The 22,658-nt window shown below is 71.3% G+C and carries 23 protein-coding genes; 12 read left to right on the top strand and 11 right to left on the bottom strand.

Going from position 1 to position 22,658, the window contains the following annotated elements; translation table 11 throughout:
- Positions 1 to 175 precede the first annotated feature (175 nt).
- Positions 176 to 733 carry a GNAT family N-acetyltransferase gene (locus tag ABZX75_RS09695; RefSeq protein ID WP_355409585.1) on the top strand — a complete coding sequence of 186 codons (558 nt, stop codon included), beginning with the start codon at positions 176 to 178 and terminating at the stop codon, positions 731 to 733.
- A gap of 9 nt (positions 734 to 742) precedes the next feature.
- Here ABZX75_RS09695 and ABZX75_RS09690 read toward each other — a convergent pair whose 3' ends face one another.
- The 6 genes from ABZX75_RS09690 to ABZX75_RS09665 form a co-directional block, all read right to left on the bottom strand.
- Positions 743 to 2,323, bottom strand: coding sequence for a type VI secretion protein (locus ABZX75_RS09690; protein ID WP_355409584.1), 1,581 nt, complete (start codon positions 2,321 to 2,323; stop codon positions 743 to 745).
- A gap of 2 nt (positions 2,324 to 2,325) precedes the next feature.
- A complete protein-coding gene (locus ABZX75_RS09685) occupies positions 2,326 to 3,747 on the bottom strand; it encodes an ATP-binding protein (RefSeq protein ID WP_355409583.1) in 1,422 nt (473 codons plus the stop codon).
- Between the two features lie 19 nt (positions 3,748 to 3,766).
- The gene (locus tag ABZX75_RS09680) at positions 3,767 to 5,329 is read right to left on the bottom strand and encodes an SCO6880 family protein (protein WP_355409582.1); all 1,563 of its coding nucleotides are present in this window, start codon (positions 5,327 to 5,329) and stop codon (positions 3,767 to 3,769) included.
- The gene (locus ABZX75_RS09675; protein ID WP_355409581.1) at positions 5,326 to 6,660 is read right to left on the bottom strand and encodes a hypothetical protein; all 1,335 of its coding nucleotides are present in this window, start codon (positions 6,658 to 6,660) and stop codon (positions 5,326 to 5,328) included. Before ABZX75_RS09675 ends, ABZX75_RS09680 begins: the two co-directional genes overlap by 4 nt.
- Positions 6,650 to 7,489, bottom strand: coding sequence for a hypothetical protein (locus ABZX75_RS09670; protein ID WP_355409580.1), 840 nt, complete (start codon positions 7,487 to 7,489; stop codon positions 6,650 to 6,652). Before ABZX75_RS09670 ends, ABZX75_RS09675 begins: the two co-directional genes overlap by 11 nt.
- 97 nt (positions 7,490 to 7,586) lie before the next feature.
- Positions 7,587 to 7,895 carry a hypothetical protein gene (locus ABZX75_RS09665; RefSeq protein ID WP_008742356.1) on the bottom strand — a complete coding sequence of 103 codons (309 nt, stop codon included), beginning with the start codon at positions 7,893 to 7,895 and terminating at the stop codon, positions 7,587 to 7,589.
- A gap of 404 nt (positions 7,896 to 8,299) precedes the next feature.
- On the opposite strand from ABZX75_RS09665, the gene ABZX75_RS09660 reads away from it, so the two are divergent.
- The 3 genes from ABZX75_RS09660 to ABZX75_RS09650 all read left to right on the top strand — a co-directional run bounded on the left by ABZX75_RS09660 (position 8,300) and on the right by ABZX75_RS09650 (position 11,650).
- Positions 8,300 to 8,920, top strand: a complete 621-nt coding sequence (locus ABZX75_RS09660; protein ID WP_355409579.1) for a hypothetical protein — start codon at positions 8,300 to 8,302, stop codon at positions 8,918 to 8,920.
- Positions 8,921 to 9,216: 296 nt separating this feature from the next.
- Positions 9,217 to 10,359, top strand: a complete 1,143-nt coding sequence (locus ABZX75_RS09655; RefSeq protein ID WP_355409578.1) for a GNAT family N-acetyltransferase — start codon at positions 9,217 to 9,219, stop codon at positions 10,357 to 10,359.
- A 136-nt stretch (positions 10,360 to 10,495) separates the two neighbouring features.
- On the top strand, positions 10,496 to 11,650 hold the full coding sequence (locus ABZX75_RS09650) for an alpha/beta hydrolase (protein ID WP_355409577.1): 1,155 nt from the start codon (positions 10,496 to 10,498) through the stop codon (positions 11,648 to 11,650).
- A 407-nt stretch (positions 11,651 to 12,057) separates the two neighbouring features.
- On the opposite strand, the gene ABZX75_RS09645 is transcribed toward ABZX75_RS09650, so the two are convergent.
- Together ABZX75_RS09645 and ABZX75_RS09640 are read right to left on the bottom strand one after the other, a co-directional pair.
- Complete coding sequence (locus tag ABZX75_RS09645; RefSeq protein WP_355409576.1) at positions 12,058 to 12,876, bottom strand: pentapeptide repeat-containing protein; 819 nt, start codon at positions 12,874 to 12,876, stop codon at positions 12,058 to 12,060.
- Between the two features lie 11 nt (positions 12,877 to 12,887).
- Positions 12,888 to 13,406 (bottom strand): GNAT family protein, encoded by a 519-nt coding sequence (locus tag ABZX75_RS09640; RefSeq protein ID WP_355409575.1) that lies wholly within the window; start codon positions 13,404 to 13,406, stop codon positions 12,888 to 12,890.
- Between the two features lie 63 nt (positions 13,407 to 13,469).
- Here ABZX75_RS09640 and ABZX75_RS09635 point away from each other — a divergent pair, with 63 nt between their 5' ends.
- From ABZX75_RS09635 to ABZX75_RS09620, 4 genes are all read left to right on the top strand, one after another.
- A complete protein-coding gene (locus ABZX75_RS09635; RefSeq protein ID WP_355409574.1) occupies positions 13,470 to 14,078 on the top strand; it encodes a LysE family transporter in 609 nt (202 codons plus the stop codon).
- Between the two features lie 188 nt (positions 14,079 to 14,266).
- On the top strand, positions 14,267 to 15,079 hold the full coding sequence (locus ABZX75_RS09630; protein ID WP_355409573.1) for a thioesterase family protein: 813 nt from the start codon (positions 14,267 to 14,269) through the stop codon (positions 15,077 to 15,079).
- Positions 15,080 to 15,665: 586 nt separating this feature from the next.
- Entirely contained in the window at positions 15,666 to 16,679 is a 1,014-nt protein-coding gene (locus ABZX75_RS09625; protein WP_355409609.1) for a bifunctional lytic transglycosylase/C40 family peptidase, read from the top strand.
- A gap of 204 nt (positions 16,680 to 16,883) precedes the next feature.
- On the top strand, positions 16,884 to 17,612 hold the full coding sequence (locus ABZX75_RS09620; RefSeq protein WP_355409572.1) for a phosphatase PAP2 family protein: 729 nt from the start codon (positions 16,884 to 16,886) through the stop codon (positions 17,610 to 17,612).
- A 309-nt stretch (positions 17,613 to 17,921) separates the two neighbouring features.
- Here ABZX75_RS09620 and ABZX75_RS09615 read toward each other — a convergent pair whose 3' ends face one another.
- Positions 17,922 to 18,149, bottom strand: a complete 228-nt coding sequence (locus tag ABZX75_RS09615; protein WP_355409571.1) for a hypothetical protein — start codon at positions 18,147 to 18,149, stop codon at positions 17,922 to 17,924.
- 132 nt (positions 18,150 to 18,281) lie between these two features.
- On the opposite strand from ABZX75_RS09615, the gene ABZX75_RS09610 reads away from it, so the two are divergent.
- Both ABZX75_RS09610 and ABZX75_RS09605 read left to right on the top strand, forming a co-directional pair.
- A complete protein-coding gene (locus ABZX75_RS09610) occupies positions 18,282 to 19,115 on the top strand; it encodes a hypothetical protein (RefSeq protein WP_355409570.1) in 834 nt (277 codons plus the stop codon).
- Between the two features lie 147 nt (positions 19,116 to 19,262).
- Entirely contained in the window at positions 19,263 to 19,415 is a 153-nt protein-coding gene (locus tag ABZX75_RS09605; protein ID WP_355409610.1) for a hypothetical protein, read from the top strand.
- A gap of 128 nt (positions 19,416 to 19,543) precedes the next feature.
- Here the strand turns inward: ABZX75_RS09605 and ABZX75_RS09600 are convergent, their stop codons facing one another.
- On the bottom strand, positions 19,544 to 19,876 hold the full coding sequence (locus ABZX75_RS09600; protein ID WP_355409569.1) for a metal-sensitive transcriptional regulator: 333 nt from the start codon (positions 19,874 to 19,876) through the stop codon (positions 19,544 to 19,546).
- A 194-nt stretch (positions 19,877 to 20,070) separates the two neighbouring features.
- Between ABZX75_RS09600 and ABZX75_RS09595 the strand changes: the two genes are divergently transcribed.
- Positions 20,071 to 20,691: a DUF47 family protein gene (locus tag ABZX75_RS09595; protein ID WP_355409568.1), complete on the top strand. Its 621-nt coding sequence runs from the start codon at positions 20,071 to 20,073 to the stop codon at positions 20,689 to 20,691.
- A 5-nt stretch (positions 20,692 to 20,696) separates the two neighbouring features.
- Positions 20,697 to 21,695 carry an inorganic phosphate transporter gene (locus ABZX75_RS09590; RefSeq protein WP_355409567.1) on the top strand — a complete coding sequence of 333 codons (999 nt, stop codon included), beginning with the start codon at positions 20,697 to 20,699 and terminating at the stop codon, positions 21,693 to 21,695.
- A 184-nt stretch (positions 21,696 to 21,879) separates the two neighbouring features.
- Here ABZX75_RS09590 and pstB read toward each other — a convergent pair whose 3' ends face one another.
- Positions 21,880 to 22,656: a phosphate ABC transporter ATP-binding protein PstB gene (pstB, locus tag ABZX75_RS09585; protein WP_355409566.1), complete on the bottom strand. Its 777-nt coding sequence runs from the start codon at positions 22,654 to 22,656 to the stop codon at positions 21,880 to 21,882.
- Between the last annotated feature and the right edge of the window lie 2 nt (positions 22,657 to 22,658).

Raw genomic sequence — 22,658 nt, 5'->3', positions numbered from 1 at the left:
TACTGCAGGGGGGACCCTGTGGGAGAGTAGGACGCCGCCGAACGATTATTGTGGGAAAGCCCCGCACCTTATGGTGCGGGGCTTTTCTGCGTTCCGGACCAGAGTCAGCGGTAGGCGGGAGTCCGGCGCTCGCCGGGCACTCGCCCGGTCACCCGCGTGGCTAAGATCTTCGACCATGAACCAGTACGTGATACGGGCCGTGCGGGGAGACGAGTGGGAGAAGGTCAAGGAGCTGCGGATCGCCGCGCTGAACGATCCGGCGGCGCCCCTCGCCTTCCTGGAGAGCGTGGCGCAGGCCGAGGCGCATCCCGATGAGTTCTGGCAGCGGCGTGCGGCCGGCGCTTCGCACGGCCGGCTGGCGCGGCAGTTCGTCGCGGAGGCGTCCGACGGGCGGTGGGACGGGTCGGTGATGGTGCTGGTCGAGGAGAGTGGGACCACCGACATCTTCGGCCAGTTGATCGAGCGGGCCCAGGGCCATGCCGTCGGGGTGTACGTGCGGCCCGGGCAGCGCGGGACCGGGGTGACGGAGGCGTTGTTCGAGGCCGCGTTGGAGTGGGCCTGGTCGGTGGAGGAGCCGGCGCTGGAGTGCGTACGGCTCTTCGTGCACGAGGAGAACGCGCGGGCCGGCGCGTTCTACCGGCGGTTCGGGTTCGAGGCGACCGGGCGGATCGTGCCGACGCCCGGGGATCCTTCGGCCAAGGACATCGAGTACGTCTTTCCGCGGCCCGTCTGAGGGCAGCGGTCAGGGGAGGTCGGCCTGCGGCCAGTGCGCGCGGGCCTGTTCGCGGCTGCGGCACAGGGCGAGGAGCGGGAGCGTCTCGTCGGTCAGGAGCTCCGGGAGCTGGGGGAGCGGGGCGACCGCGGCCACGTCGTCCAGGATCAGCGAGAGTGGTGGGTCGAGCCGGCCGTGGGATGACCGTGCGGCCATGCGGCGGCCGTGCTCGACCACGTGCGAGGCGAGCGCGGTCAGCAACGGCATCGCACCCGGGTGGGTACGGGGATCTTCCAGGGGCTCGCCCACTACGTAGAGGCTGCCCCCTTCCGCCACGAACGAAGCCAGGGTGAGGGAATCCGCGCGGTTCGGGTTGCAGGCTTCGCGGATGTGGATGGAGGTGAGGCAGGAGAGGGCGCGGGCGGTCAGGTTCTGGGCGAGTTCGCGGCGCTCGGGGTGGGCGGTGAGCGCGCTCTCCAGTTCGCCGGCGGCGCCGGCGGCGGCCTGGGGGTGGGTGCGCAGGACGCGCACCGGGTCCTGGGCGTTGTTTCCCTGGGTCCACCGGTGGAGCTGTTTGAACGGGCGGTCGTCCAGGGCGGCGGCTTGGAGCCAGCTGCGCAGGAGCGTTTCCGCGGTGTCGGCGACGGCCGCGTCCATGCGGGCCTGGGGGCGTACGGGGGCCAGCAGGGCGATCGCGCGGGCGGCGGCGGTGTCCCGGTCGGCGCAGCCCTCGGCTGGGTTCCAGTGCAGGCGGGCCGGGGTGTCGCAGAGGTGGGAGGGGTCGTAGAGGAGGACCGGGCCGAGTTTGGCGCGGGCGTCCTTGGTCTCGGCCCAGAGGGTGGGCGAGGAGGTCAGGATCAGTGCCGGCCCCTCCGACTCGCCGATGCGTTGTGCCGCGGCGCGCAAGCGGTCGTTCGGGCCGCCGTAGACGAGGCGGCGGGCTGCGGGCGGTGCGTAGCCGAAGCCGTAGCGGTAGGCCTCGTCCGTCGGGGGAGTGGGGCCCGGGGCCTGGGCCGGGCCGGCCGTGTGGGTGGCGAACCCGGCGGCGGGCGCAGGGGTGGACACGGGGGCCGGCATAGGTGGGGTTCCCGGTGCGGGGACGTGCGGCTGGGCCGGTGTGGGCGCTGCCGAGTGAGGGGTCTCGTACGCGTGGGAGGGGGAGTGCGGCTGGGACTGCGGCTGCGGCTGCGGCTGGGTGGGGGTGGGAGCCGGGGGATGCTCCACGGCTTGCAGGGCGGCTTGTCTGGCGAGGGCGCGGCGGGACTTGGTGCGGGCGATCACGCCGATGGCGAAGACCGTCAGGACGAACATCACCAGCAGCTGACTGATGAACAGGCCCCAGAACAGGCCCCACCCGGGCAGCGCCGTGGGATCGGTGTCGGGCCAGGCGCCCGCGACGTCGCGCGGCTGCGCTATCAGGGCTCGGACGGCCTCCGGGGTCCGGGTGAAGGTCACGGTTCCGGGCCAGGCGCCCTTCGAGAACCAGGCCGCGAGGCCCGTCGCGGACCAGACCAGGACGGCCAGGCCCAGCAGGAAGGCGAGCAGGGCGACCAGCAGGCCGTCCGGGATGCCCCCGCGCGAGGTGTTCTGCGTACGCCGTGCGTCGTGCATGGTCAGGCCACCGTGGTCGCGGAACCCGGACCGCTGGTGTTGCGGCGGCGTTCGATGGACAGGGCGCGTTCCTCGGCCTCCAGTTCGGCGGCGAGCATGTCGTCGGGGAGGCGGTCGGGGGCGGAGGCCTCGGTCATGGCGCGGTCGGTGTAGACGAGGGGGCGTTCGGCTTCGGTGATCAGGTGTTTGACCACCTGGACGTTGCCGTTGACGTCCCAGACCGCGATGCCCGGTGTGAGGGTGGGGATGATTTCGACGGCCCATCGCGGGAGGCCGAGGACGAGGCCCGTGGCTCGGGCCTCGTCGGCCTTCTGGGCGTAGATGGTGCGGGTGGAGGCCATTTTGAGGATGGCGGCGGCTTCGCGCGCGGCCGCGCCGTCGACGACGTCGGAGAGGTGGTGGACGACGGCGACGAAGGACAGGCCGAGGCGGCGGCCGAACTTCAGCAGGCGCTGGAACAGCTGGGCGACGAAGGGACTGTTGATGATGTGCCAGGCCTCTTCGACCAGGAAGATCCGCTTCTTGCGGTCCGGCCGGATCCAGGTGTGTTCCAGCCAGACGCCGACGATCGCCATGAGGATGGGCATGGCGATGGAGTTGCGGTCGATGTGGGAGAGGTCGAAGACGATCAGCGGGGCGTCGAGGTCGATGCCGACGGTGGTCGGGCCGTCGAACATGCCGCGCAGGTCGCCGTCGACGAGGCGGTCGAGGACCAGGGCCACGTCGAGGCCCCAGGCCCGTACATCGTCTATGTCGACATTCATCGCTTCGGCGGACTGGGGTTCCGGGTGCCGCAGTTGCTCGACGATGTCGGTGAGGACGGGCTGGCGGTCGCGGATGGTGTCGACCACGTACGCGTGGGCGACCTTGAGGGCGAAGCCGGCGCGCTCGTCGAGGCCGTGGCCCATCGCGACCTCGATGATGGTCCGGAGCAGCGCGAGCTGCCCGGTCGTCGTGATCGCCGGGTCGAGCGGGTTGAGGCGGATCCCGTCGTCGTTGGCGGCGATCGGGTCCAGGCGGATGGGGGTTATTCCCAGCTGCTGGGCGATCAGGTTCCACTCGCCGACGCCGTCCTCGCCCTGGGCGTCGAGGACGACGACCTGGCGGTCCTTGAAGCGGAGCTGGCGTAGTACGTACGTCTTCTCCAGGGCGGACTTGCCGTTGCCGGACTCGCCGAGGACCAGCCAGTGAGGTGCCGGGAGCTGCTGCCCGTACAGCTGGAAGGGATCGTAGATGTAGCCCTTGCCGCTGTAGACCTCACGGCCGATGATCACACCGGAGTCGCCGAGTCCGGGGGCGGCGGTGGGCAGGTACACGGCCTGGGCTTGGCCGGTGGAGGTGCGGACGGGCAGTCGGGTGGTCTCGACTTTACCGAAGAGGAAGCTGGTGAAGGCGTCCGTCAGCGCGGTCATGGGATCTCGCATGGGCGGCACTTCCCTCCAGCTAGCGTCGGATGCCGGTGGCGAACGGCAAGGTGTTGACGAAGGCGCGGTGGTGCTCGCGGTCGCACCACTCCAGCTTCAGGTAGGACTTGCCGGCCGAGGCGCGGATCGTCCGCTTGTCGCGGGCGAGGGATTCCGGTGAACGCGAGGACACCGTGATGTACCCGACCAGGTTGACTCCCGCCGCACCGCTCGCGAGATCTTCACCCCTCTGGTCGAGTCGGCCGTGGGCGGCGATGTCCCGGGGGTCGATGGTCCGGTTCATCTTGGCGGCGCGGCTGGCGTCAGCCTCGTCGTTGGTCTTCTCCGTGAGCATCCGCTCGATGGCCACCTCGGTGGGCTCCAGATCCATGGTGACGGCGACCGTCCGGATCACGTCCGGAGTGTGAACGAGCAAGGGGGCGAGGAAGTTGACGCCGACGGGCGTCATCGGCCACTCCTTGACCCACGCGGTGGCGTGGCACCAGGGGGCACGGGTGGAGGATTCGCGGGTCTTGGCCTGGAGGTACGTGGGCTCCACCGCGTCGAGCTCGGCCGGCCAGGCGTTGCGCTTGGTCATGGCCTGGATGTGGTCGATGGGGTGGTCGGGGTCGTACATGGAGTGCACGAGGGAGGCGAGGCGGCCTTGGCCGAGCGGCTGGCGGACGCGGATGTCGGCCTCGGCGAGGCGGGCGCAGATGTCGGTGAGTTCGCGGGCCATGACGATGGCGAGGCCGGTGTCGCGGTCGAGTCTGCGTCCCTTGTGGGGGGTGCTCGCGCGGGCGATGGTGTGGGCCTCGGCGGCGAGTTCGCGCGTGAAGTGCATACAGGCGACGAGGTACGCGCGGTGCTGCTCGGAGGAGGTGGACACCATCGACTGGAGCTGGTCGTAGGACTCGCGCAGCCAGCCGGGGGCCTGGGTGTCGCCGCGTACGGCCACGTCCTTGGCGTGCGCGTCGGGGTCGGCGGGGAGGGTGCGGGCGAGCATCTGGAGGCGGGTGACGAAGCCGTCGCCGTTGGCCACGTGCTTGAGCAGGGTGCCGAAGCGGTCGACGAGGGCCTCCTGGTCCTCGCTGTCGCGCAGGCCGACGCCGGGGCCCTCGATCTCGATGGCGGCGGTGACGGTCCTGCGGTCCGCGTGGAGCAGTACGGCGATCTCGTCGGGGCCGAAGGGGGCGGCGAGCCAGTTGATGCGGCCGATTCCCGGGGGCGGGCCGACCTCGACCTCGCGGCCGTCAGAGGCGCGGACGCCGGCTTCCATGGCTCCCGAGCGGTACGTCGTACCGCGCCGCAGGGTCCGCTTGTAGCTGCGGTTGATCTCGAACCACCGGTAGAAGGTGCGGCCCCGGTACGGGACGTACACGGCGGCGAGGGCGAGCATGGGGAAGCCGGCGAGGCTGACGATGCGCAGGGTGAGGTCGGGGACGAGCAGTCCGCTCATCATGCCGAAGAACGCCCCGGCGATGATCAGGGCGATTTCGCCGGTCTCCCGGTTCTTGCCGACGATCGCGTTCGGCCGGGCCCGGCCGATGAGATACGTGCGGCGGGGCGCGACCGGGTGGAGCTGGTGGGACTGGGTCGTCAACGCCCGTCACCTCCTGTGTTCCTCGTACTCGAACTCGTGCGGGGCGGGGGTGCGGCGGAGGGGACAGATCCGCCGCCGGCCCCGCCGCCGGAGGTGGAGCGGCTGCTGTGGGCGGCCACGCCTCCGGAGAGGGGATTGGCGGGGCGGGGCGCGCTGGTGCCGCCGTCACCGCCTCCGCGGTGGGCGCCGCGGCTGCTGTGGGTCTTGATGCCCTGCGAGACGAGGGAGGCCGGGGAGCTGATGACGGCGGCTGCCTGGGCGCCGTCGGTGGCCTTGCTGCGGTTGGAGCGGGCGGAGACGATCTCGTCGCCGAAGCCGGGGACGAAACGGTAGATCATCGCGGACGCGAAGATCGCCAGGAGGATGATGGCGAGGCCGGTGACGACGGCGGAGAAGGCGTTGGGGCCCTTCTCGCCGGCCAGGGCTCCGGCGAGGCCGAGGACGATGACGATGACCGGCTTCACGAGGATGACGGCGATCATGATGCCCGCCCAGCGGCGGACGTGGCCCCAGAGGTTCCGGTCGACGAGCCCCGCGTAGACGACGACGCCGAGGAGGGCGCCGACGTAGAGGAGGGCGGCTCGGATGAAGAGCTCCAGGTAGAGCACGCCGGCGGCGAGGACGGTGACGAGGGCGACGACGATCAGCATGATCGGGCCGCCGCCGATCTCGTCGCCCTTCTTGAGGGCTTCGGAGAAGGAGCCGAAGAAGACGTCGGTCTGGCCGCCGGTGGCGGAGGCGATGACCTCGGTGACGCCGTCGGTGGCGGAGACGACGGTGTAGAGGATGAGGGGGGTGAAGGCGGAGGCGAGGACGGTGAGCCAGAGGAAGCCGATGGCTTCGGACATGGCGGTGGTGAGGGGGACGCCGCGGACGGCTCGCTTGGCGACGGCGAAGAGCCAGAGGACGAGGGTGAGGATGGTGGAGGCGGCGAAGACGACGGAGTACTGCTTGAGGAAGGCGGGGTTGGTGAAGTCGACGTTGGCGCTGCCGTTGACCGCTTCGCTGAGCTTGCCGACGATCCAGGCGGCGGCGTCGGCGCAGCCGCGGGCGAGGGAGGCGAGGGGGTTGAGGGCGTCGGCGGGGTCGGTGGGGGAGAGGCCGGGGCGGGAGGCTCCGCCGGTGGTGGCGCCTTCACCCTTGAGGCAGTAGTCCTTGGCCGACCCGATGAGGAGGTCGCATTCCTTGTTGTCGGCCGGGGCCGAGGGGGTTGCCGCCGGGGTGGGTGTGGGGGTCGGCGTGGGCGCGGCGTAGGCGCGGGACGCCAGTGCCAGGACGGCCAGCTGGACGGAGACGACGACGCCCGTCCGCAGCCGGAGGCTAGCGGGCATAGGTGAACCCTCCGAACTCCTTGGTGGCCTTGCTGATGTCGTCCGCGGACGACACGGCGGCGTCGCCGGGTACCGGAGCGGGGCCGTCCTGCTGGGTGTCCGCGGTGACTCTCCAGTCCTCGCCGGACCAGGCCAGCTCGAAGATCCAGGTTTTCCAGGTGGTCCGTACGGGGTCGGTGGACTTCTCGCCGGACATGCCGATCAGGCCCGTGGACCAGACGGCGATCTTCGCGCCGGCGGGAGTGTAGCTCTCGACTCGCGTGCCGACCGGGATGGTGCGGGTGACGAAGGTGCTGCCCTGCGGAGGATTGCCGTTCGCGTCCAGGCCGAGCTTGGCGAGGAAGGCCGTGGAGTACGCCGCGTCCTGCGGGCCCTTCAACCGGGCCGCCGCCTCGGGCGTGTACACCCCGTCCACGATGGCGTGCCGGGAGTTCTTCTTGAACATGCCGTCGGAGCCGAGGATCACCGCGTAGTTGGCGGCCGCCGATTGGGCGCCCTGTTCGTCGTGGGCGAAGCCCTTGGGGATGGTGCCGTTTTTGGCGTCCACCGGGGCGACGCCCGACGCCGCGGTGGAGGAGGCCGCCGGGGGTTTGTCCGAGGTGGGGTCCGAGGGGGTGTCGGGGCCCTGGTTGGCGAAGGCGATCGCGGCGACCAGGAGGACCACCACGCCGACCACCGTGACCAGGCCGCGGGAGGCGCGGGGGGTGCGGCGGGTGGGGCCGTACGGGTCGGCGGCGGTGTCGGGGAGGCGGGTACGGGTCTGGCCCGTGCCGCCGACCTCGCCGTAGCCGCCGCCGGCGCTGCCGCCGTACTGGTCGTCGTTGCTCATTCCGTGTCCGCCCCCTCCGCGTCGTCCGACGGTAGCGCTGGTTCCCGCGTTGGTGCGGTGTGGTGAGTCCTCATCAGATGCGGCTGCGGGGGATCGGCTAGACGGCCATTCCGTAGACGATCGTGAACAGCGTGCCGAGGGAGCCGATGATGAAGACGCCGGTCAGTCCGGCCACGATCAGGCCCTTGCCCTGTTCCGCGCTGAACGTGTCGCGCAGGGCCGTCGCGCCGATGCGCTGCTTGGCCGCGCCCCAGATGGCGATGCCGAGGCAGAGGAGGATGGCCACGGCCATGACCACTTCGATCATGACCTTCGCTTCATTGCCGAGACTGCCGAACGGGCCCCAGTTCGGGGCGATTCCGCCGATGATGGTGGTGATATCGCCCTTTTCGGCTGCCAGGATCATGTAACTCACCGCCCCTGTATGGGTAGTTCCGGTAGCCCGTGCCCGACGGCAGGGGTCACGCACTATCTTCGCTGATGAAACCGCCGCCGTCGTCGACTTGACGGCTCTCTTTACCCGATATCCCGGCCCGCGCCCGGTTCGCGCGCCCTGGCCTGGGCCCGGGCGGTGTGGATGCGAACGAACGTATGGTCACTCTGTGTATCACGGCGGGTGACGCCGGGCAATGACTGCTGTCTCGGCGTACGGGGGGTGGGGCGCGGGGCCGCCGTTCGGCGCAGTGGGGCCGCGTGTCGTTGGGCCGACCCGCTGACATTTGTCCGACATTCCGTCAGTCGTTCCATCAGTGCGCCGGGTTGCGGGTGATGCTCCACGTCGTTCGGTACGACGACGCAAGGAGTGGACGGATGGGTTCCGCAATGATGGCGGGTCGGCGCGCGTGGCTGGCCAGTGGTCTCGCAGTGCCGCTGGCGCTCGCGCTCATGGGTATGTCGGCCCCGGCGACGGCGGCGGCCCCGGGGGCGGACACGGTGGTGGCGGCGCCCGCGACGGGCAGCGACTGTGTGACGAGCAGGGCGGTCGACAAGAAGTCGATGAAGGCCACGCCGAAGTCGATGAAGGCCACGCCGAAGACGATGAAGTCGGCACCCGCCGCCGCGTGCCTGGGGGGCCGCGGCTCGAAGGGTTCCAAGGGCGCCCGGGGTCCGGCCGGCCCCCCCGGGCCGTGCGTGGACATCGACACGGCCCCGGCGCCCGGGCCCGCGGCGCTGCTCGCCGAGTACAGCGCGGCGCTGAGGAAGGGCAGGACGTACGTCGGTGTCCGGACCACGCCGACCGGTGGCTACCGCTGGGTGGACCTGACCCGGTACGGGACGCCGGGCTATCCGAAGTACGGGTGCGGAGTGTCCATCAAGGTCACCGACCGCGTCTACATCAAGGTGCTCACACCGGCGGGCGAGATCTACGAGAACTCGTGCACGCTGACGCTGAGCTGCACTCTGGGCTGGGCGGCTGTCGTCAAGCCGTGACGGCCGTCCCGTTCCCGCCGGCGCCGGGACCGGAGCGCAAGCCGGTCGCGGCGCCGGACGGAACGGCGGCGCCGGACGGAACGGCGGCGCCGGAGGGGAAGGCGGCGCCGCGGGACGTGGATGGCGTGCGTGAGCGGGGGGGGGAGCGGATCCGGCCGGGGTGACGACGTCGGCGACCAGGCACCCGGTGCACGGCGGCCGCTCGTGACGAAGACGCAATGGCCGGGGCGCATCGTTGCGTGAGGGGCGCACAGGCGTCTGGCGGGCGCCCGTCCGGCGCCCTCACACTGGCGCGCATGACACAGGGACTGGCGTACGAGGAGCGGGTCGTCGGCGGTGTCCGGCACTGCCTGATGCGGCGGCCGGGTGATCCGGAGCCGGTGTGCTCGCTCGAAGTCACCGCCTTCCGGCAGCGGTTCGGGGCGGTCGCCGTGGCCGCGGAGGGCATCGGCGGGGTGGAGACCCGGCCGGACTTCCGACGCCACGGCCACATGCGGCAGCTGCTGGAGGCTGCCGTGGCCGGGATGCGCGAGCGGGTGGCGGTCTGCTTCGTGTCGGAGGCCATCGAGGGGGCGTACGAGCAACGGGGCTTCGTGACCGCGCTGGGGGAGGGCGAGCTGGTGGTGCCCGTACGGGCGGTCGAGCGGGGGATGGAGCGAGAAGCCGGGCAGGAAACGGGGAGGGAAGCGGAAGGGGCCGGCGCTTTCCCGCCGGGACCGGGGCGGGTGCGGGCCGGGACGGACGGGGATCTGCCCGAGGTCGTGCGCATCTTCAATGCCGTGCACGCGCAGCGGCCCTGGAGCCGGGTGCGGGAGGCGGACTGGGACGGGCGGGTGCCGCAGGAGATGTGGAAGCCCGGGTCGCAGCTGCTGGTCCTGGAGGGTGCGGCGGGGGACGTGATCGGCTACGCCCTGCTGAAGGGGCGGTCCTTCGGAGACAGCGTGCGCACGCTGGTGGTCCACGAGATGGGGGCGCGCGACGCGGCAGGCGTACGTCGGCTGCTGGCCGAGCTGGCGGCGCGGTGCTGGGAACTGCGGGTGGCGGAGTTCACCGTACGGGAGCCTGCCGACAGCCTCGTCGGGCGGATCGCGCGGGCGTGGGGGTGCGGGTACCGGCAGCGGTTCCCGGTGGGCGGCGGGATGATGGCGCGGATCCTGCGGCGGAAGGAGCTCGTACGGGAGCTGGAGCCGGAGCTGCGGCGCAGGGCGGACGGGTATGCGTACGGGCCCGAGGCGTTGGGGGAGCTGGCGGGCGGGGCGCTGGTGCCGGATGACGGCATGCTCGTACGGCTGCTGCTCGGGCACTGGTCGGTGGCGGACGCGGTGGTCCAGGGACTGGTGGTGGCGGAGGGGTACGAGGGGTTGTTCGGGCGCTGGTTTCCGGGGGGCGGGACGCTGGGGCTGGCACTGCCGCACGCGCACGTCCTGGACCGGTATTAGGCATAGGGCCTGGCCTGGCTGGGTGCGGTCTGCGCGGTCTGCGCGGTCTGCGCGACTCGCGGGGGTGGGGAAGGGGCTCAGCCCGCACCGGCCGCTCGGCCGCTGCGTTGTCAGTGGGCTGCGGCAGGCTTGCGGTATGACGACTCCGTGGACTCTCGCCGACATCGAGGCGGCCATCCGGGCAGGATGGTCGGCCGAGACCTGCTCGCCCGACGACGTCGAGCGGGCGCCCTGGACGGCCGACAATCCGGCCTGGGGGCACTGTGACATCACGTCCTTGGTCGTCCAGGACATAGCGGGCGGCGAGCTGATGGTCGGCGAGGTCTGGCTGGACGGGGAGCAGCAGGGCTTCCACTGCTGGAACGTGCTGCCCGGGGGCATACGGATCGACCTGACCCGGGAGCAGTTCCGGCGCGGCCAGACGGTCACACCGGGCCGGAGGATGGGCAAGCGGCCGGGCGGGCGGCTGCCGAGGCGCTGGGAGGAGTACCAGCTGCTGCGCCAGCGGGTCATCGACAAGCTGGGGCCGCTTCCAGGGGTGTTCCGGGCGCCGGACGGGCGGCGGCTCGCGTATACGGACTTCGGCGGACCGGGCGCGCCGCTGCTCGCCCTGCACGGGCACTTCCAGAACGGTCGGAGCTTCGAGCGGCTGGCCCGGGAGGTGGGACCGGCGTGGCGGGTGATCGCCCTCGACCAGCGCGGGCACGGGGAGTCCGACCGGGCCGGGGAGTACACGCGGGACGGGTACGTGGCGGATGCGGCGGGCCTCCTGGAGCACCTGGGGCTTGGACCCGCGGTGGTGCTGGGGCATGCGCTGGGCGGGGTCAATGCGTATCAGCTCGCGGCGCGGCGGCCGGATCTGGTGCGGGCGGTGGTCGTCGAAGACATCGGGGCGGTGGTCGACGACGACCTGTCGTTCGCGCGGGAGTGGCCGCGGCGGGCCGCCACCCGGGCCGGGTTCCTGGCGGGAGTGGGCAGCTCGGCGCCGTTCGTGGCGGGTTCCCTGCGGGAGTATCCGGACGGGTGGGGGACCGAGTTCCAGGCCGAGGACATGGTGGAGTCCCAGCGGGGGCTGAACGGGGACCACTGGGGGGACTGGCTGGCGGTGCGGAGGCCGACGCTGCTGGTGCGGGGGGACCGGAGCCGGGTTCTGTCGGCGGAGCAGGCGCGGGAGATGACGGTGCGGAGGGCGGGGGTGCGGTTGGTCGAGCTGCCGGCGGGGCATGCGGTGCGGGTGGGGGACCCGGAGGGGTTTGTCGCCGCCGTGCGGGGGTTTTTGGCGCGGGTGTGATCCCGGCCGCGGGCGGGCCGGTGCGGCGCCGCTGCCGCGGGCGGGCCGGTGCGGCGCCGCTGCGCGAGCGGCCCCGGGCTGCGCCCGGGCTGCCTGGGGCTCCGCCCCAGACCCCGCGCCTCAAGCTCCCCCAGCTACCGCCGGGAGGTGCCCCCTCGCGGGGCTGGAGGTGGCGGGGCTGGGGGGTGTGCCTCGGACTTCGCCGGCGGTCGCTGGGGCTGTCCCCTGGCGGGGCTGGGAGTTCCGGGGCTCCGCCCCGCGCCCACGCGCCTCAAACTCCCCCAGCTACCGCTGGGAGGTGCCCCCTGGCGAGGCTGGAGGTGGCCGGGGCTGGGGGCGGCCTCGGACTTCCCTCGCTGCCGCCGGGAGGTGCCCCTGGCGGGGCAGGTGGGGTCGGGGTGGGTGGGTCAGGACCAGTGGGTGGGGTGGGTGAGGGTTGGGGGGATGCGGGTGGAGGGGTTGCCGCGGGCCGCGTTCAGTTGGGGCTGGGTGAGGAAGACGGCGTCGCGCAGGTCCGCGTCGCGGAGGTTGGCGTCGCGGAGGTCCGCGCCGATCAGGTCGGCCGTGCGGAGGTCGGCGCCGGTGAGGTCGGCGGCGATCAGGTAGGCGCCGCGGAGGTTCGCGCCGCGCAGGTTCGCGCCCGAGAGGCGGGCCCCCATGAGGTCGGCGCCGCGGTGGTTCTTCTTGCGGCCGGGCACCTTGGCTCGTACGAGCTCGCTGGTCTTCATGAGCAGGGTGTTGACCTCCTGGCGGAGCGCTCCGACGTCCAGGTCGGCGAGGGACTGCGCGTCCGCGCGGGTCCACTCCTCGGTCTGCGCGAGAGCGCGCCGCAGCTCCGCGTGGACCGGGGCGGCGTCCGGGAGCGCCAGTGCCTGGGTGACGTAGAAGAGCAGTTCGTGCAGTTGCCGCATCACCGGGAAGACGTCGAACATCCGCCGGGCCGTGCCGGAGTGGGTGCGCCAGTCGCGGCCGCCGAAGGTGACCTGGGACACCTGCTGGCCCGCGCCGAAGCAGTCGAAGACGGTGCAGCCCTGGAATCCCTTGTCGCGCAGCCGGGTGTGGATGCCGCAGCGGAAGTCCTGCTGGAGGTTCTTGCAGGGGGTTCCGGCGGGCTTGTTCACGGCGAAGTCGCTGGACTTGGCGAAGGGCAGGGCGACACAGCAGAGCGCGAAGCAGTTCGCGCAGTCGGCTCGGAGGACGGGAAGGGCGGCAGACGGGTTGGACACGTCGTCCATTGTCACCCCTCGGGGGAGACGAGCCGCATCTGCAGGGCGGACCAGGGGGCGCCGTCGACCTCGACGTCCTCGAGGACCTGTTCCGTGCGGAAGCCGAGCTTCTCGTAGACCCGGAGCGCCGCGGTGTTGTGGGCCCAGACGACGAGGTCGATCTCCCGCAGGCCCAGCTCGCCGAAGGCGCGCTCGACCACCAGGGAGACCAGCGCTCCGCCGAGGCCCCGGCCGCGGGCCTCCGGAGCGATCAGCACCCGGCCGAGGCGGGTGCCGCGGAGCGATACGTGCCCGACGGGGCGTTCGTCGGGGGACAGGGCGGTCCAGATGTGGCGGCCGGGTTCGGCGGCGTAGGCGGCGAGCTGCTCGTCGTCCAGCGGCCAGGAGAAGGCGGAGCCGCCCCAGGTGATCACGTCGGCGGGGGTGGTCACCCACTCACGCAGGAGGGGCGCGTCGTCCGCCGGGCGGAAGGGGCGCAGGGAGAGCGGGGAGGGGACGGAGGGGGTGGAGGAGGTGGAGAGTGGGGTCATCTGTCAAGTATCCGGCGCCTGAGCGGAGTTGATCCGAGCGGCAGGGGCAGTGAGCATCTCCGTATGACAGAAGTGATCGCAGTCGCCGTCATCACCCTTCTCGCCGTGATCAGTCCCGGCGCCGATTTCGCCATGGTGGTCCGCAACAGCTATCTCTACGGGCGGCCGACGGGGATGTTCGCCGCCGCCGGGGTCGCGGCCGGTGTGCTGGTCCACGTCTCGTACACGATGCTCGGCGTGGGCTTGCTGATCGCCTCGTCCACCACTCTGTTCACGGTGATCAAGCTGGCGGGTGCGGCGTACCTGGTGTGGATCGGGATCCGTACCTTCCGGGCGCGGACCGAGGTCGTCGTGGATCTGGAGTCGAAGCCGCAGCTGACCCGGCTCGGGGCGATGCGCTCCGGGTTCCTGACCAATGTGCTCAACCCGAAGACCACGTTGTTCGTCGTGTCGACCTTTACACAGGTGGTCGGGCCGGAGACCCCGGTGTGGCAGCAGGCGGGGTACGGGCTGTTCATGTCGGTGGCGCACCTGGGCTGGTTCGGGGCGGTGGCGCTGTTCTTCTCCACTCCCCGGCTGCGCGACCGGATGCTGAAGGCGCAGAAGGCGCTGAACCGGGCCATCGGGTCGGTGCTGGTGGGGTTGGGGGTGGGGTTGGGGTTCGCCCGTTGATACCCGCTGATACCCGCTGATACCCGTTGGTGTCCATGGCAGCTATTGATGCCCGCTGATGGCCGTTGACTGCTGTTGATCAGCCGTTGCTCCGGCTGGTGATGTGGCCGTTGAGAGGTCCTTTGGCCGGTCGGGCAGAGCGGGTCCGGGGCTGGCCCGCGCGGTTACCTCTCGGTAGCGTGCTGGGCATGGGTGCTGCCGAGGGGTTCTTCGAGCGGGTCGATGCTGGGCGGTTCCTCGCCACGGAGTACACGCGTGGGCCGTGGGACCCGGCCTCGCAGCACGCCGGGCCGCCGGCCGCGCTGCTCGGTCGCGCCGTCGAGGAACGGCCGGGGGCGCGGGCGGACATGCGGATCGCCCGGATCACCTACGAGATCCTGCGCCCGGTGCCGATCGGCGCGCTGGAGATCACCACGAGCGTGCTCCGGGCCGGCCGCGGCACCGAGCTGGTCGAGGCCGCCCTCGCCCCGGTCGGCGCGGGCCCCGGCGGGAGCGCGGGCGCTCCGGTGATGCTGGCGCGGGCCCTGCGGATCCGGGTGGCCGAAGAGCCGGTGCCGGGCGTGGTCCCGGGGCCGCAGCTGCCGCCGCCGGGGGAGGTGGGCGTGACGCCGTTCTTCCCGGTGCCGTGGGAGACCGGATACCACTCGGCCATGGAAACCCGGTTCACCGAGGGCGCGTTCGTCGAGCTGGGTCCGGGCGCCTGCTGGATGCGGATGAAGGTCCCGCTCATCGTGGGTGAGGACACCGTGCCGCTGGACCGGGCGCTGATCGCCGCCGATTCGGGCAACGGGATCAGCTCGGTGATGGACTTCGGCCGCTTCGTCTTCATCAACGGTGACCTCACGGTCCACCTGCACCGCCACCCGGTGGGTGAGTGGGTCTGCGTGGAAGCCCGTACGAGCGTGGACGCCGCCGGCATCGGGCTCGCCGACGCGCGGCTGCACGACGAGAAGGGGCCCATCGGGCGGAGCGCGCAGAGCCTCTTCGTCGCCCCGAGGTAGCCGCCCCTCCCCCGGCCCGGCCCGTCGCCAACCCCGGCCTGCGCGGGGCGAGTCGTACGGCCGGCTCGGGCCGACGCAACCGCTCACGGACGCGCGGGTACGGGCGCGCGCCGCCGCGGAGGGGCGCGGGAAGCGTGCGGGCGGGCGTACGGGGTGACGCAACGGGACCTCACGCCGCGGAACGTCCTTCTCGGCGCGCCGGGGCGGCAACTCGTCGCGGCACCGGGCGCTGCCGTACGGGGACGGCGCGGCGGCGGGGGGCTGAGGCTCCGGCGACTACACGGAGTCCCACGGAGCCGACTTCCCGGATGACTTCCCGCCCGCGCTTCCCGCCCGCGCTTTCCGGCGCGCTTTCCGGCGCGCTTTCCGGGCGCCGACGCCCGGGGGGACTGGACGGTTGTCTTCCCTCGCGTCGAGGATAGTCCGGGAGGACGTACGCGGGCATCGCCCGTGCCGGTCACGGGGTGGTGTAGCGGGCCGCGGGGGGCCGTGGGGTAGCAAGTGGGCTAGTACGACAGGCGACACGGGCGAATCGCGGCGGAAAGCGACGGCGATGGGGGAGGGTTGGCGGGTGCGCAGATTCTGGATGGCCGGCGGGATCGGGATCGGGTTGTGCTTGAGCTTCCTGGTGCTGCTCGTCGTGGGGACGTACTCCGCCGCGGCGGGCCTCGTGGGGGCCGGTACGGGGGCGGGCGGGGGCGCGGTGGGGCTCGTGAAGGGCGCGGTGCCCGCGAAGTACCAGGCGCTGGTGGAGAAGTGGGGGAACCTCTGCCCGGCCATCAACCCGGCTCTGCTCGCCGCCCAGTTGTATTCGGAGAGCGGCTGGAACCCGAGCGCCGTCAGTCCGGCCGACGCGCGCGGTATCGCGCAGTTCATTCCGGGTACCTGGGCCGGCCACGGCATCGACGGGGACCGGGACGGGGACCGGGACATCTGGGACCCCAACGACGCGATCCCCTCGGCGGCCTCGTACGACTGCGAGCTGGCCCAGGACGTGGCGAGCGTGCCCGGGGACGCGACGCACAACATGCTGGCCGCCTACAACGCGGGGGCTTACGCGGTCATCAAGTACGGCGGGGTGCCGCCGTACAAGGAGACCCAGGGCTATGTGAAGACGATCACGACGCTGGCCAAGAGCTTCGCCCGGCCGGTCGGGCGGGTCGCGCCCTCACAACAGGCCGCCGGGGCCATCTACTTCGCGCAGAAGCAGCTGGGCACGCCGTACCTGTGGGGTGGCAACGGAACGCCCGACCAGGACGGGCGGTTCGACTGCTCGGGGCTGACCAAGGCCGCGTACGAGACGGTGGGGATCCAGCTGCCGCGCGTGGCGAACGACCAGTACAACGCCGGTTCCCATCCTTCGCGGGATCAGCTGCTCCCGGGTGATCTCGTCTTCTTCTCCGACGATCTGACGAACTCTCGGGAGATCCGGCACGTCGGTCTCTACGTCGGCGGCGGCTACATGATCAACGCTCCGTACACGGGAGCCGTGATTCGATTCGACAAGATCGACACACCCGACTACTTCGGTGCGACGCGCGTGACCAAGGATGGCGCGGAGGCTCTTCCGGAGCGGTCGGCGCCTGGTCGGACCCCGTAGCAACTCTCCGTGAAGCCAAGGCCCTGAGCTGCGACGACGAGTCACTCTTCGATAACGTTGGAGTGATCATTCGGTGGAGAGTGGAACGTACTTGCCAGAACGGGCGTTCCATGGATACGGAGCTTGATCAAGTGGGGGGCCAAGGGACGCACATCGTCGTGCGTCCGCAGGGGAACCACGGCAAGAGCAAGGGGCCGCATCGCCATGGCTGGACTCACGACCGGTGGGCCGAATGTGGATGTCGGCCTGCTGTACGAGATCAACGGACTGGCCCGGCAGGCCCCGGGCTGGTTCGACCGGGCCGTGACCCTGGCCGGTGAGTACGGGATCCTGCTGGCCCTGGTGCTCCTGGTCCTCTGGTGCTGGCGCAGCGCCCGCCGCCAGGACGAGGACACGGCCGTCGAGGCGTTCGCCGCGCTGGCGTGGGCCCCGCTCGCGGCCGGCCTGGCCCTCCTCGTGAACGTGCCGCTGCGTGAACTCGTCGGGCGGCCGCGCCCGTTCCGGCAGCACGAGGGATTGCAAGTCCTCGACACCGGCCTCGGTACGGGCTTCGCGAAGAGCGACTTCTCCTTCGTCAGCGACCACGCCACCCTCGCGATGGCCCTGGGCGTCGGCCTGTTCATCGCCAACCGGAAGTTCGGGCTCGCCGGGATCGCGCTCGCCCTCGCCGAGGGCGCCTGCCGCGTGTACATGGGCGTCCACTACCCCACGGACGTCGTCGGCGGTCTCGCGCTCGGAACCGCCGTCGTCCTGGTCCTCGCGCCGCTCGCGATGGCGCTGCTGACCCCGCTGGTCCGGGCGGTGGCCGGCTCGCCGCGGCTCGGGCGGCTCGTCCGCGCCAAGAGCCGGCGCCTGGCCGTGCCGGTCGGCCTGGCGCAGGCCAACACCCCGCCGGCCGGGCGGCGTACGCCCGAGAGCGACCTCGCCGCCTGAGTCCCGCACCCGCCCGGTGAGCGCCTGGCGCGAGTCCTGCGGGCGGCCCGCCGTCTCCACGGCCCCGCACCTGAGCCCGCGTACGCGTCCGTACGCGGGCTCACGCATGCGCGTACGACTCCCATACGGCGAGCAGCGCGGCCGCCATCAGGCACAGGCCCGCCGCCCCGAAGCAGAGGCGCACCGCCGCCGGGCGGGACCGGGGCGTCACGGTTCACCGCGCTCGGCGCCGCGGGCGCCACGGCCGTCCGCCGAACCTGCCTCGCTTCGACGGGATCCGGCGGATCCACGCCTGCCGCTGTCCCCGGGCTACGCCGTGGAGTGCCGGGTGGCGTCCCTGCGGGCGAGGTCGCGGGAGCGGCGGGCCGGGCCGGCCCAGCCACAGGTGCAGACGGCCAGGCAGAACGATCCGCGGTCGGCGGTGGTGGTGGTGTGGCCATCGGGTGGCTGCGGCGGTTCCACGGGCCCCGAGACGGGCCGCGGGAGCGGCAGAGAGGCAAGCGGAGGGACCAGGGTCGCTTCGGTGTGCGGTTCCACTCCTTCACGGTACCCGGGTCGGGCACGGGGCGGGGAAGGCCGGGGCCCGTGACGGGAGACCTCGGACCTCGTTAACCGGAGCGGGTGGGGGCCTCGGGCAAGCAGCGGTTATGCGTTGGGGGTTGGCAGGCGATGGTGGTGCACCAGCTCAGGCGGCGGCGCGGGCGTGCGGGCGAGGCGGTGCTCGCCGTCGGCGTCACCCTGACGCTGGCGGCGATGAGCGGGTGCTCAGGCGCCGGCGGCAGCGACGACCGGCCCCCGGCGGACGCGGCGGCGGCGGTCCGCGGAGCCGCCGACGCACTGGTCACGACGGGCAGCGCCCAGGCCCGTACGTCCATGGAGATGGCCGCGGGCGGGACCAGGGTCACGATCCGCGGCGAAGGCGGGGTCGACTTCAAGAACCGGCTGGGCCAGCTGCTGGTGATGCTCCCCGCCGATGTGACCGGCAAGCCGGGGCACCGGCCGATCACCGAACTGCTCGCCCCCGGTGCGCTCTACATGAAGAACCGGGGCGCGGGCGTCCCCGCCGACAAGTGGGTGCGGATCGACACGACGACGCTCGCCGACGGAAACCTGGTGACGGGCGGCGCCACCGACCCGCTGGCCGCGGCCGAGCTGCTGCGGGGCGCGCAGGAGGTGACGTACGTCGGGGAGACCGAGGTGGCGGGCACCAAGGTGCGGCACTACCGGGGGACCACGGACATCGGGCGGGCCGCGCGGAGCGCCTCGCCGGAGGTGAAGGGGGCACTGGAGGCGGCGGCGAAAGGGTTCAGCACGGACACCGTGCCGTTCGACGCCTACCTGGACGAGGAGGGGCGCCTGCGGAAGGTCCGCCACCGGTTCACGTATGTCAACAATGGCGTGATCGATGTCTCGTCGACCACGCTGCTGTACGGGTTCGGGTCGCCGGTGACCGTCGTATTGCCCCCGAGTGGGGACATTTACGCCGGGAAGATCGCCGAGTAGCGGCGCGATCGGGCCATGCCGGGTAGCCGGAAATGGTCCATCCGTGTCATGCGCGGTGCGGTGCGGGCTCCCTACGCTGAGCAGCGGAGCGCCGGCGGCGACCGCTGACCTGACCGATTGCCATGACGGCAGATTGAGGTGACACGCGTGACTCCCGCAGGCGGTACGACGGTGCAGGACCACGTGGCTCTCGCCGAGATCGAACTGTGCGGTGAGCTGATCATCGCGGCGTCCGCGGCCGATGAGGAGCGGATGAGCCTGGACCGGATCGACGAGGTCCTGCTGGGCCTCGGCTCGTGATCCGCGGCTGACCCGCCGTTTCAACGGGCTCCGCCCCGGACCCCCGCCCCCCGGACTTCCCCCGCTCCTGCGGGGTGGTTCCCCTGTGAGGCCGGAGCGGCCAGGCGGCGGCGGGGCGGGCCGGGGCCTCAGGTGCGCAGGAGGCGGGCGATGGCCTTGGTGGCCTCCTCGACCTTCGCGTCGATTTCGGTTCCGCCCTTGACTGCCGCGTCGGCCACGCAGTGGCGCAGGTGTTCCTCCAGCAGCTGGAGCGCGAAGGACTGCAGCGCCTTGGTGCTCGCCGAGACCTGGGTGAGTATGTCGATGCAGTACACGTCCTCGTCGACGAGCCGCTGAAGGCCGCGGATCTGGCCCTCGATCCGGCGCAGCCGCTTGAGGTGCTCGTCCTTCTGGTGGTGGTAGCCGTGGACCGGGGCCGTCCCCGCGTCGGCTCCGGAGCCCTCCGCCTCGATGGTCGTCATACGTCCTCCCGTGTCCGGAACGAGGGGGGACATACCCCTCTTGGGTATAGGATACCGGGCCCCGGCCGAAGGGACAGGGGCCCGTGGTCCTCACTCTGCCTGATGGAGGACACTGGGGAACCGCCGGTTAGCCGTGGCCGGGGGATGCGCCTAGCATCAGCCTGACCGAATCCAATGCACCCCGAGGACCTCACGTGCGATTTCGTCTGACCCCCAGGGAGACGAGCTTCTACGACATGTTCGCCGCATCCGCGGACAACATCGTCACGGGCTCGAAGCTCCTGATGGAACTGCTCGGAGCGGACATGTCCGCCCGGGCCGAGATCGCGGAGCGGATGCGGGCGGCGGAGCACGCGGGGGACGACGCGACCCACGCGATCTTCCACCAGCTGAACTCCTCCTTCATCACGCCGTTCGACCGCGAGGACATCTACAACCTCGCCTCGTGTCTCGACGACATCATGGACTTCATGGAAGAGGCGGTCGACCTGGTCGTCCTCTACAACGTGGAGGAGCTCCCCAAGGGCGTCGAGCAGCAGATCGAGGTGCTGGCCCGGGCCGCCGAGCTGACCGCCGAGGCCATGCCGCACCTGCGGACGATGGAGAACCTCACCGAGTACTGGATCGAGGTCAACCGCCTTGAGAACCAGGCCGACCAGATCCACCGCAAACTGCTCGCGCAGCTCTTCAACGGCAAGTACGACGCCATCGAGGTGCTGAAGCTCAAGCAGATCGTCGACGTGCTCGAAGAGGCGGCCGACGCGTTCGAGCACGTCGCGAACACGGTGGAGACCATCGCGGTCAAGGAGTCCTGAACCTCGTGGACACCTTCGCTCTGGTCGTGACCATCGCTGTCGCGCTCGGCTTTACGTATACGAATGGTTTTCACGACTCCGCGAACGCGATCGCGACCTCCGTCTCGACCCGTGCGCTGACGCCGCGTGCCGCGCTCGCGATGGCCGCGGTGATGAACCTCGCCGGTGCCTTTCTGGGCAGCGGGGTCGCCAAGACGGTCAGCAAGGGCCTGATCGAGACGCCCCACGGCAACAGGGGCATGTGGATCCTGTTCGCGGCCCTGGTCGGCGCGATCGTATGGAACCTGATCACCTGGTACTTCGGCCTGCCCTCGTCCTCCTCGCACGCGCTGTTCGGCGGCATGGTGGGCGCGGCGCTCGCGGGCGGCATCGAGGTTCTCTGGGACGGCGTGGTCGACAAGGTCGTCATCCCCATGTTCATCTCGCCGGTCGTCGGCCTGGTGGCCGGCTACCTGGTGATGGTGGTCATCCTGTGGATGTTCCGCCGGGCCAACCCGCACAAGGCGAAGCGCGGTTTCCGCATCGCGCAGACGGTGTCCGCGGCCGGCATGGCGCTCGGCCACGGCCTCCAGGACGCGCAGAAGACGATGGGCATCGTCGTGATGGCGCTGGTCATCGCGGATGTGCAGTCGGCCGACGCGGCGATCCCGATCTGGGTCAAGGTCGCGTGCGCCGTGATGCTGTCGCTGGGTACGTACGCGGGCGGCTGGCGCATCATGCGTACGCTCGGCCGCAAGATCATCGAGCTGGACCCGCCGCAGGGCTTCGCGGCCGAGACCACCGGTGCCTCGATCATGTTCGGCTCGGCGTTCCTCTTCCACGCGCCGATCTCCACCACCCACGTGATCACCTCGGCGATCATGGGCGTGGGCGCGACCAAGCGGGTGAACGCGGTCCGCTGGGGTGTCGCCAAGAACATCATCCTGGGCTGGTTCATCACGATGCCGGCCGCGGCCCTGGTCGCCGCGGTCAGCTTCTGGATCGTGAATCTGGCCTTCGTCTGACCTCTGCCGTGCGACGTCTGCGCCTGACGTCTGACGCCGGCGGCTGATGTGTGATGTGTGACGGCTGACAGGCGAAAGAGGGCCAGCTCCCCCCACCCAGGGGGAGCCGGCCCTTTTCTTCGTTCGCCTTGCGGTGGCACCGCCATGCAGCACCGCAGGACGTTCTGTGAGGCCGCCGGGCGGCTTAGCCGAAGCGGCCCGAGATGTAGTCCTCGGTCGCCTGCACGGACGGATTGGAGAAGATCCGGTCCGTGTCGTCGAGCTCGATCAGCTTGCCGGGCTGGCCGACCGCGGAGAGGTTGAAGAAGGCGGTGCGATCCGAGACGCGGGCCGCCTGCTGCATGTTGTGCGTCACGATGACGATCGTGAAGCGCTCCTTGAGCTCGCCGATCAGGTCCTCGATCGCGAGGGTGGAGATCGGGTCGAGGGCCGAGCAGGGCTCGTCCATCAGCAGGACCTGCGGCTCGACCGCGATGGCGCGGGCGATGCAGAGACGTTGCTGCTGGCCGCCGGAGAGGCCGGATCCCGGCTTGTTGAGGCGGTCCTTGACCTCGTTCCAGAGGTTGGCGCCCTTGAGTGACTTCTCGACGATCTCGCCGAGCTCGGACTTCTTGAAGTTGCCGTTCAGGCGCAGGCCGGCCGCCACGTTGTCGAAGATCGACATGGTGGGGAAGGGGTTCGGGCGCTGGAAGACCATGCCGACGGTGCGGCGGACCGCGACCGGGTCCACTCCGGGGGCGTACAGGTTCTCGTCGTCCAGGAGGACCTTGCCCTCGACGCGGCCGCCGGGGGTGACCTCGTGCATGCGGTTGAGGGTGCGCAGGAAGGTGGACTTGCCGCAGCCGGAGGGGCCGATGAAGGCGGTCACGGAGCGCGGTTCCACGGTCATCGAGATGTCATCGATGGCCTTGTGGGTGCCGTAGAAGGCGGAGAGGCCGCTGACGTCGATTCGCTTGGCCATGA

The sequence above is a fragment of the Streptomyces sp. NPDC003038 genome, assembly GCF_040611115.1.
In the GTDB taxonomy this organism is placed as follows: Bacteria; Actinomycetota; Actinomycetes; order Streptomycetales; family Streptomycetaceae; genus Streptomyces.
The sequence above is the reverse complement of the archived record's forward strand: the minus strand, read 5'-3'. Positions and strand labels throughout refer to the sequence as shown.

Excerpts from the sequence above, each read along its gene's own strand:
- ABZX75_RS09695 (WP_355409585.1), top strand. The coding sequence starts at position 176 with ATGAACCAGTACGTGATACGGGCCGTGCGGGGAGACGAGTGGGAGAAG.
- ABZX75_RS09690 (WP_355409584.1), bottom strand. The coding sequence starts at position 2,323 with ATGCACGACGCACGGCGTACGCAGAACACCTCGCGCGGGGGCATCCCG.
- ABZX75_RS09685 (WP_355409583.1), bottom strand. The coding sequence starts at position 3,747 with ATGCGAGATCCCATGACCGCGCTGACGGACGCCTTCACCAGCTTCCTC.
- ABZX75_RS09675 (WP_355409581.1), bottom strand. The coding sequence starts at position 6,660 with ATGCCCGCTAGCCTCCGGCTGCGGACGGGCGTCGTCGTCTCCGTCCAG.
- ABZX75_RS09670 (WP_355409580.1), bottom strand. The coding sequence starts at position 7,489 with ATGAGCAACGACGACCAGTACGGCGGCAGCGCCGGCGGCGGCTACGGC.
- ABZX75_RS09665 (WP_008742356.1), bottom strand. The coding sequence starts at position 7,895 with ATGATCCTGGCAGCCGAAAAGGGCGATATCACCACCATCATCGGCGGA.
- ABZX75_RS09660 (WP_355409579.1), top strand. The coding sequence starts at position 8,300 with ATGGGTTCCGCAATGATGGCGGGTCGGCGCGCGTGGCTGGCCAGTGGT.
- ABZX75_RS09655 (WP_355409578.1), top strand. The coding sequence starts at position 9,217 with ATGACACAGGGACTGGCGTACGAGGAGCGGGTCGTCGGCGGTGTCCGG.
- ABZX75_RS09650 (WP_355409577.1), top strand. The coding sequence starts at position 10,496 with ATGACGACTCCGTGGACTCTCGCCGACATCGAGGCGGCCATCCGGGCA.
- ABZX75_RS09640 (WP_355409575.1), bottom strand. The coding sequence starts at position 13,406 with ATGACCCCACTCTCCACCTCCTCCACCCCCTCCGTCCCCTCCCCGCTC.
- ABZX75_RS09635 (WP_355409574.1), top strand. The coding sequence starts at position 13,470 with ATGACAGAAGTGATCGCAGTCGCCGTCATCACCCTTCTCGCCGTGATC.
- ABZX75_RS09630 (WP_355409573.1), top strand. The coding sequence starts at position 14,267 with ATGGGTGCTGCCGAGGGGTTCTTCGAGCGGGTCGATGCTGGGCGGTTC.
- ABZX75_RS09625 (WP_355409609.1), top strand. The coding sequence starts at position 15,666 with ATGGCCGGCGGGATCGGGATCGGGTTGTGCTTGAGCTTCCTGGTGCTG.
- ABZX75_RS09620 (WP_355409572.1), top strand. The coding sequence starts at position 16,884 with ATGGCTGGACTCACGACCGGTGGGCCGAATGTGGATGTCGGCCTGCTG.
- ABZX75_RS09610 (WP_355409570.1), top strand. The coding sequence starts at position 18,282 with ATGGTGGTGCACCAGCTCAGGCGGCGGCGCGGGCGTGCGGGCGAGGCG.
- ABZX75_RS09600 (WP_355409569.1), bottom strand. The coding sequence starts at position 19,876 with ATGACGACCATCGAGGCGGAGGGCTCCGGAGCCGACGCGGGGACGGCC.
- pstB (WP_355409566.1), bottom strand. The coding sequence starts at position 22,656 with ATGGCCAAGCGAATCGACGTCAGCGGCCTCTCCGCCTTCTACGGCACC.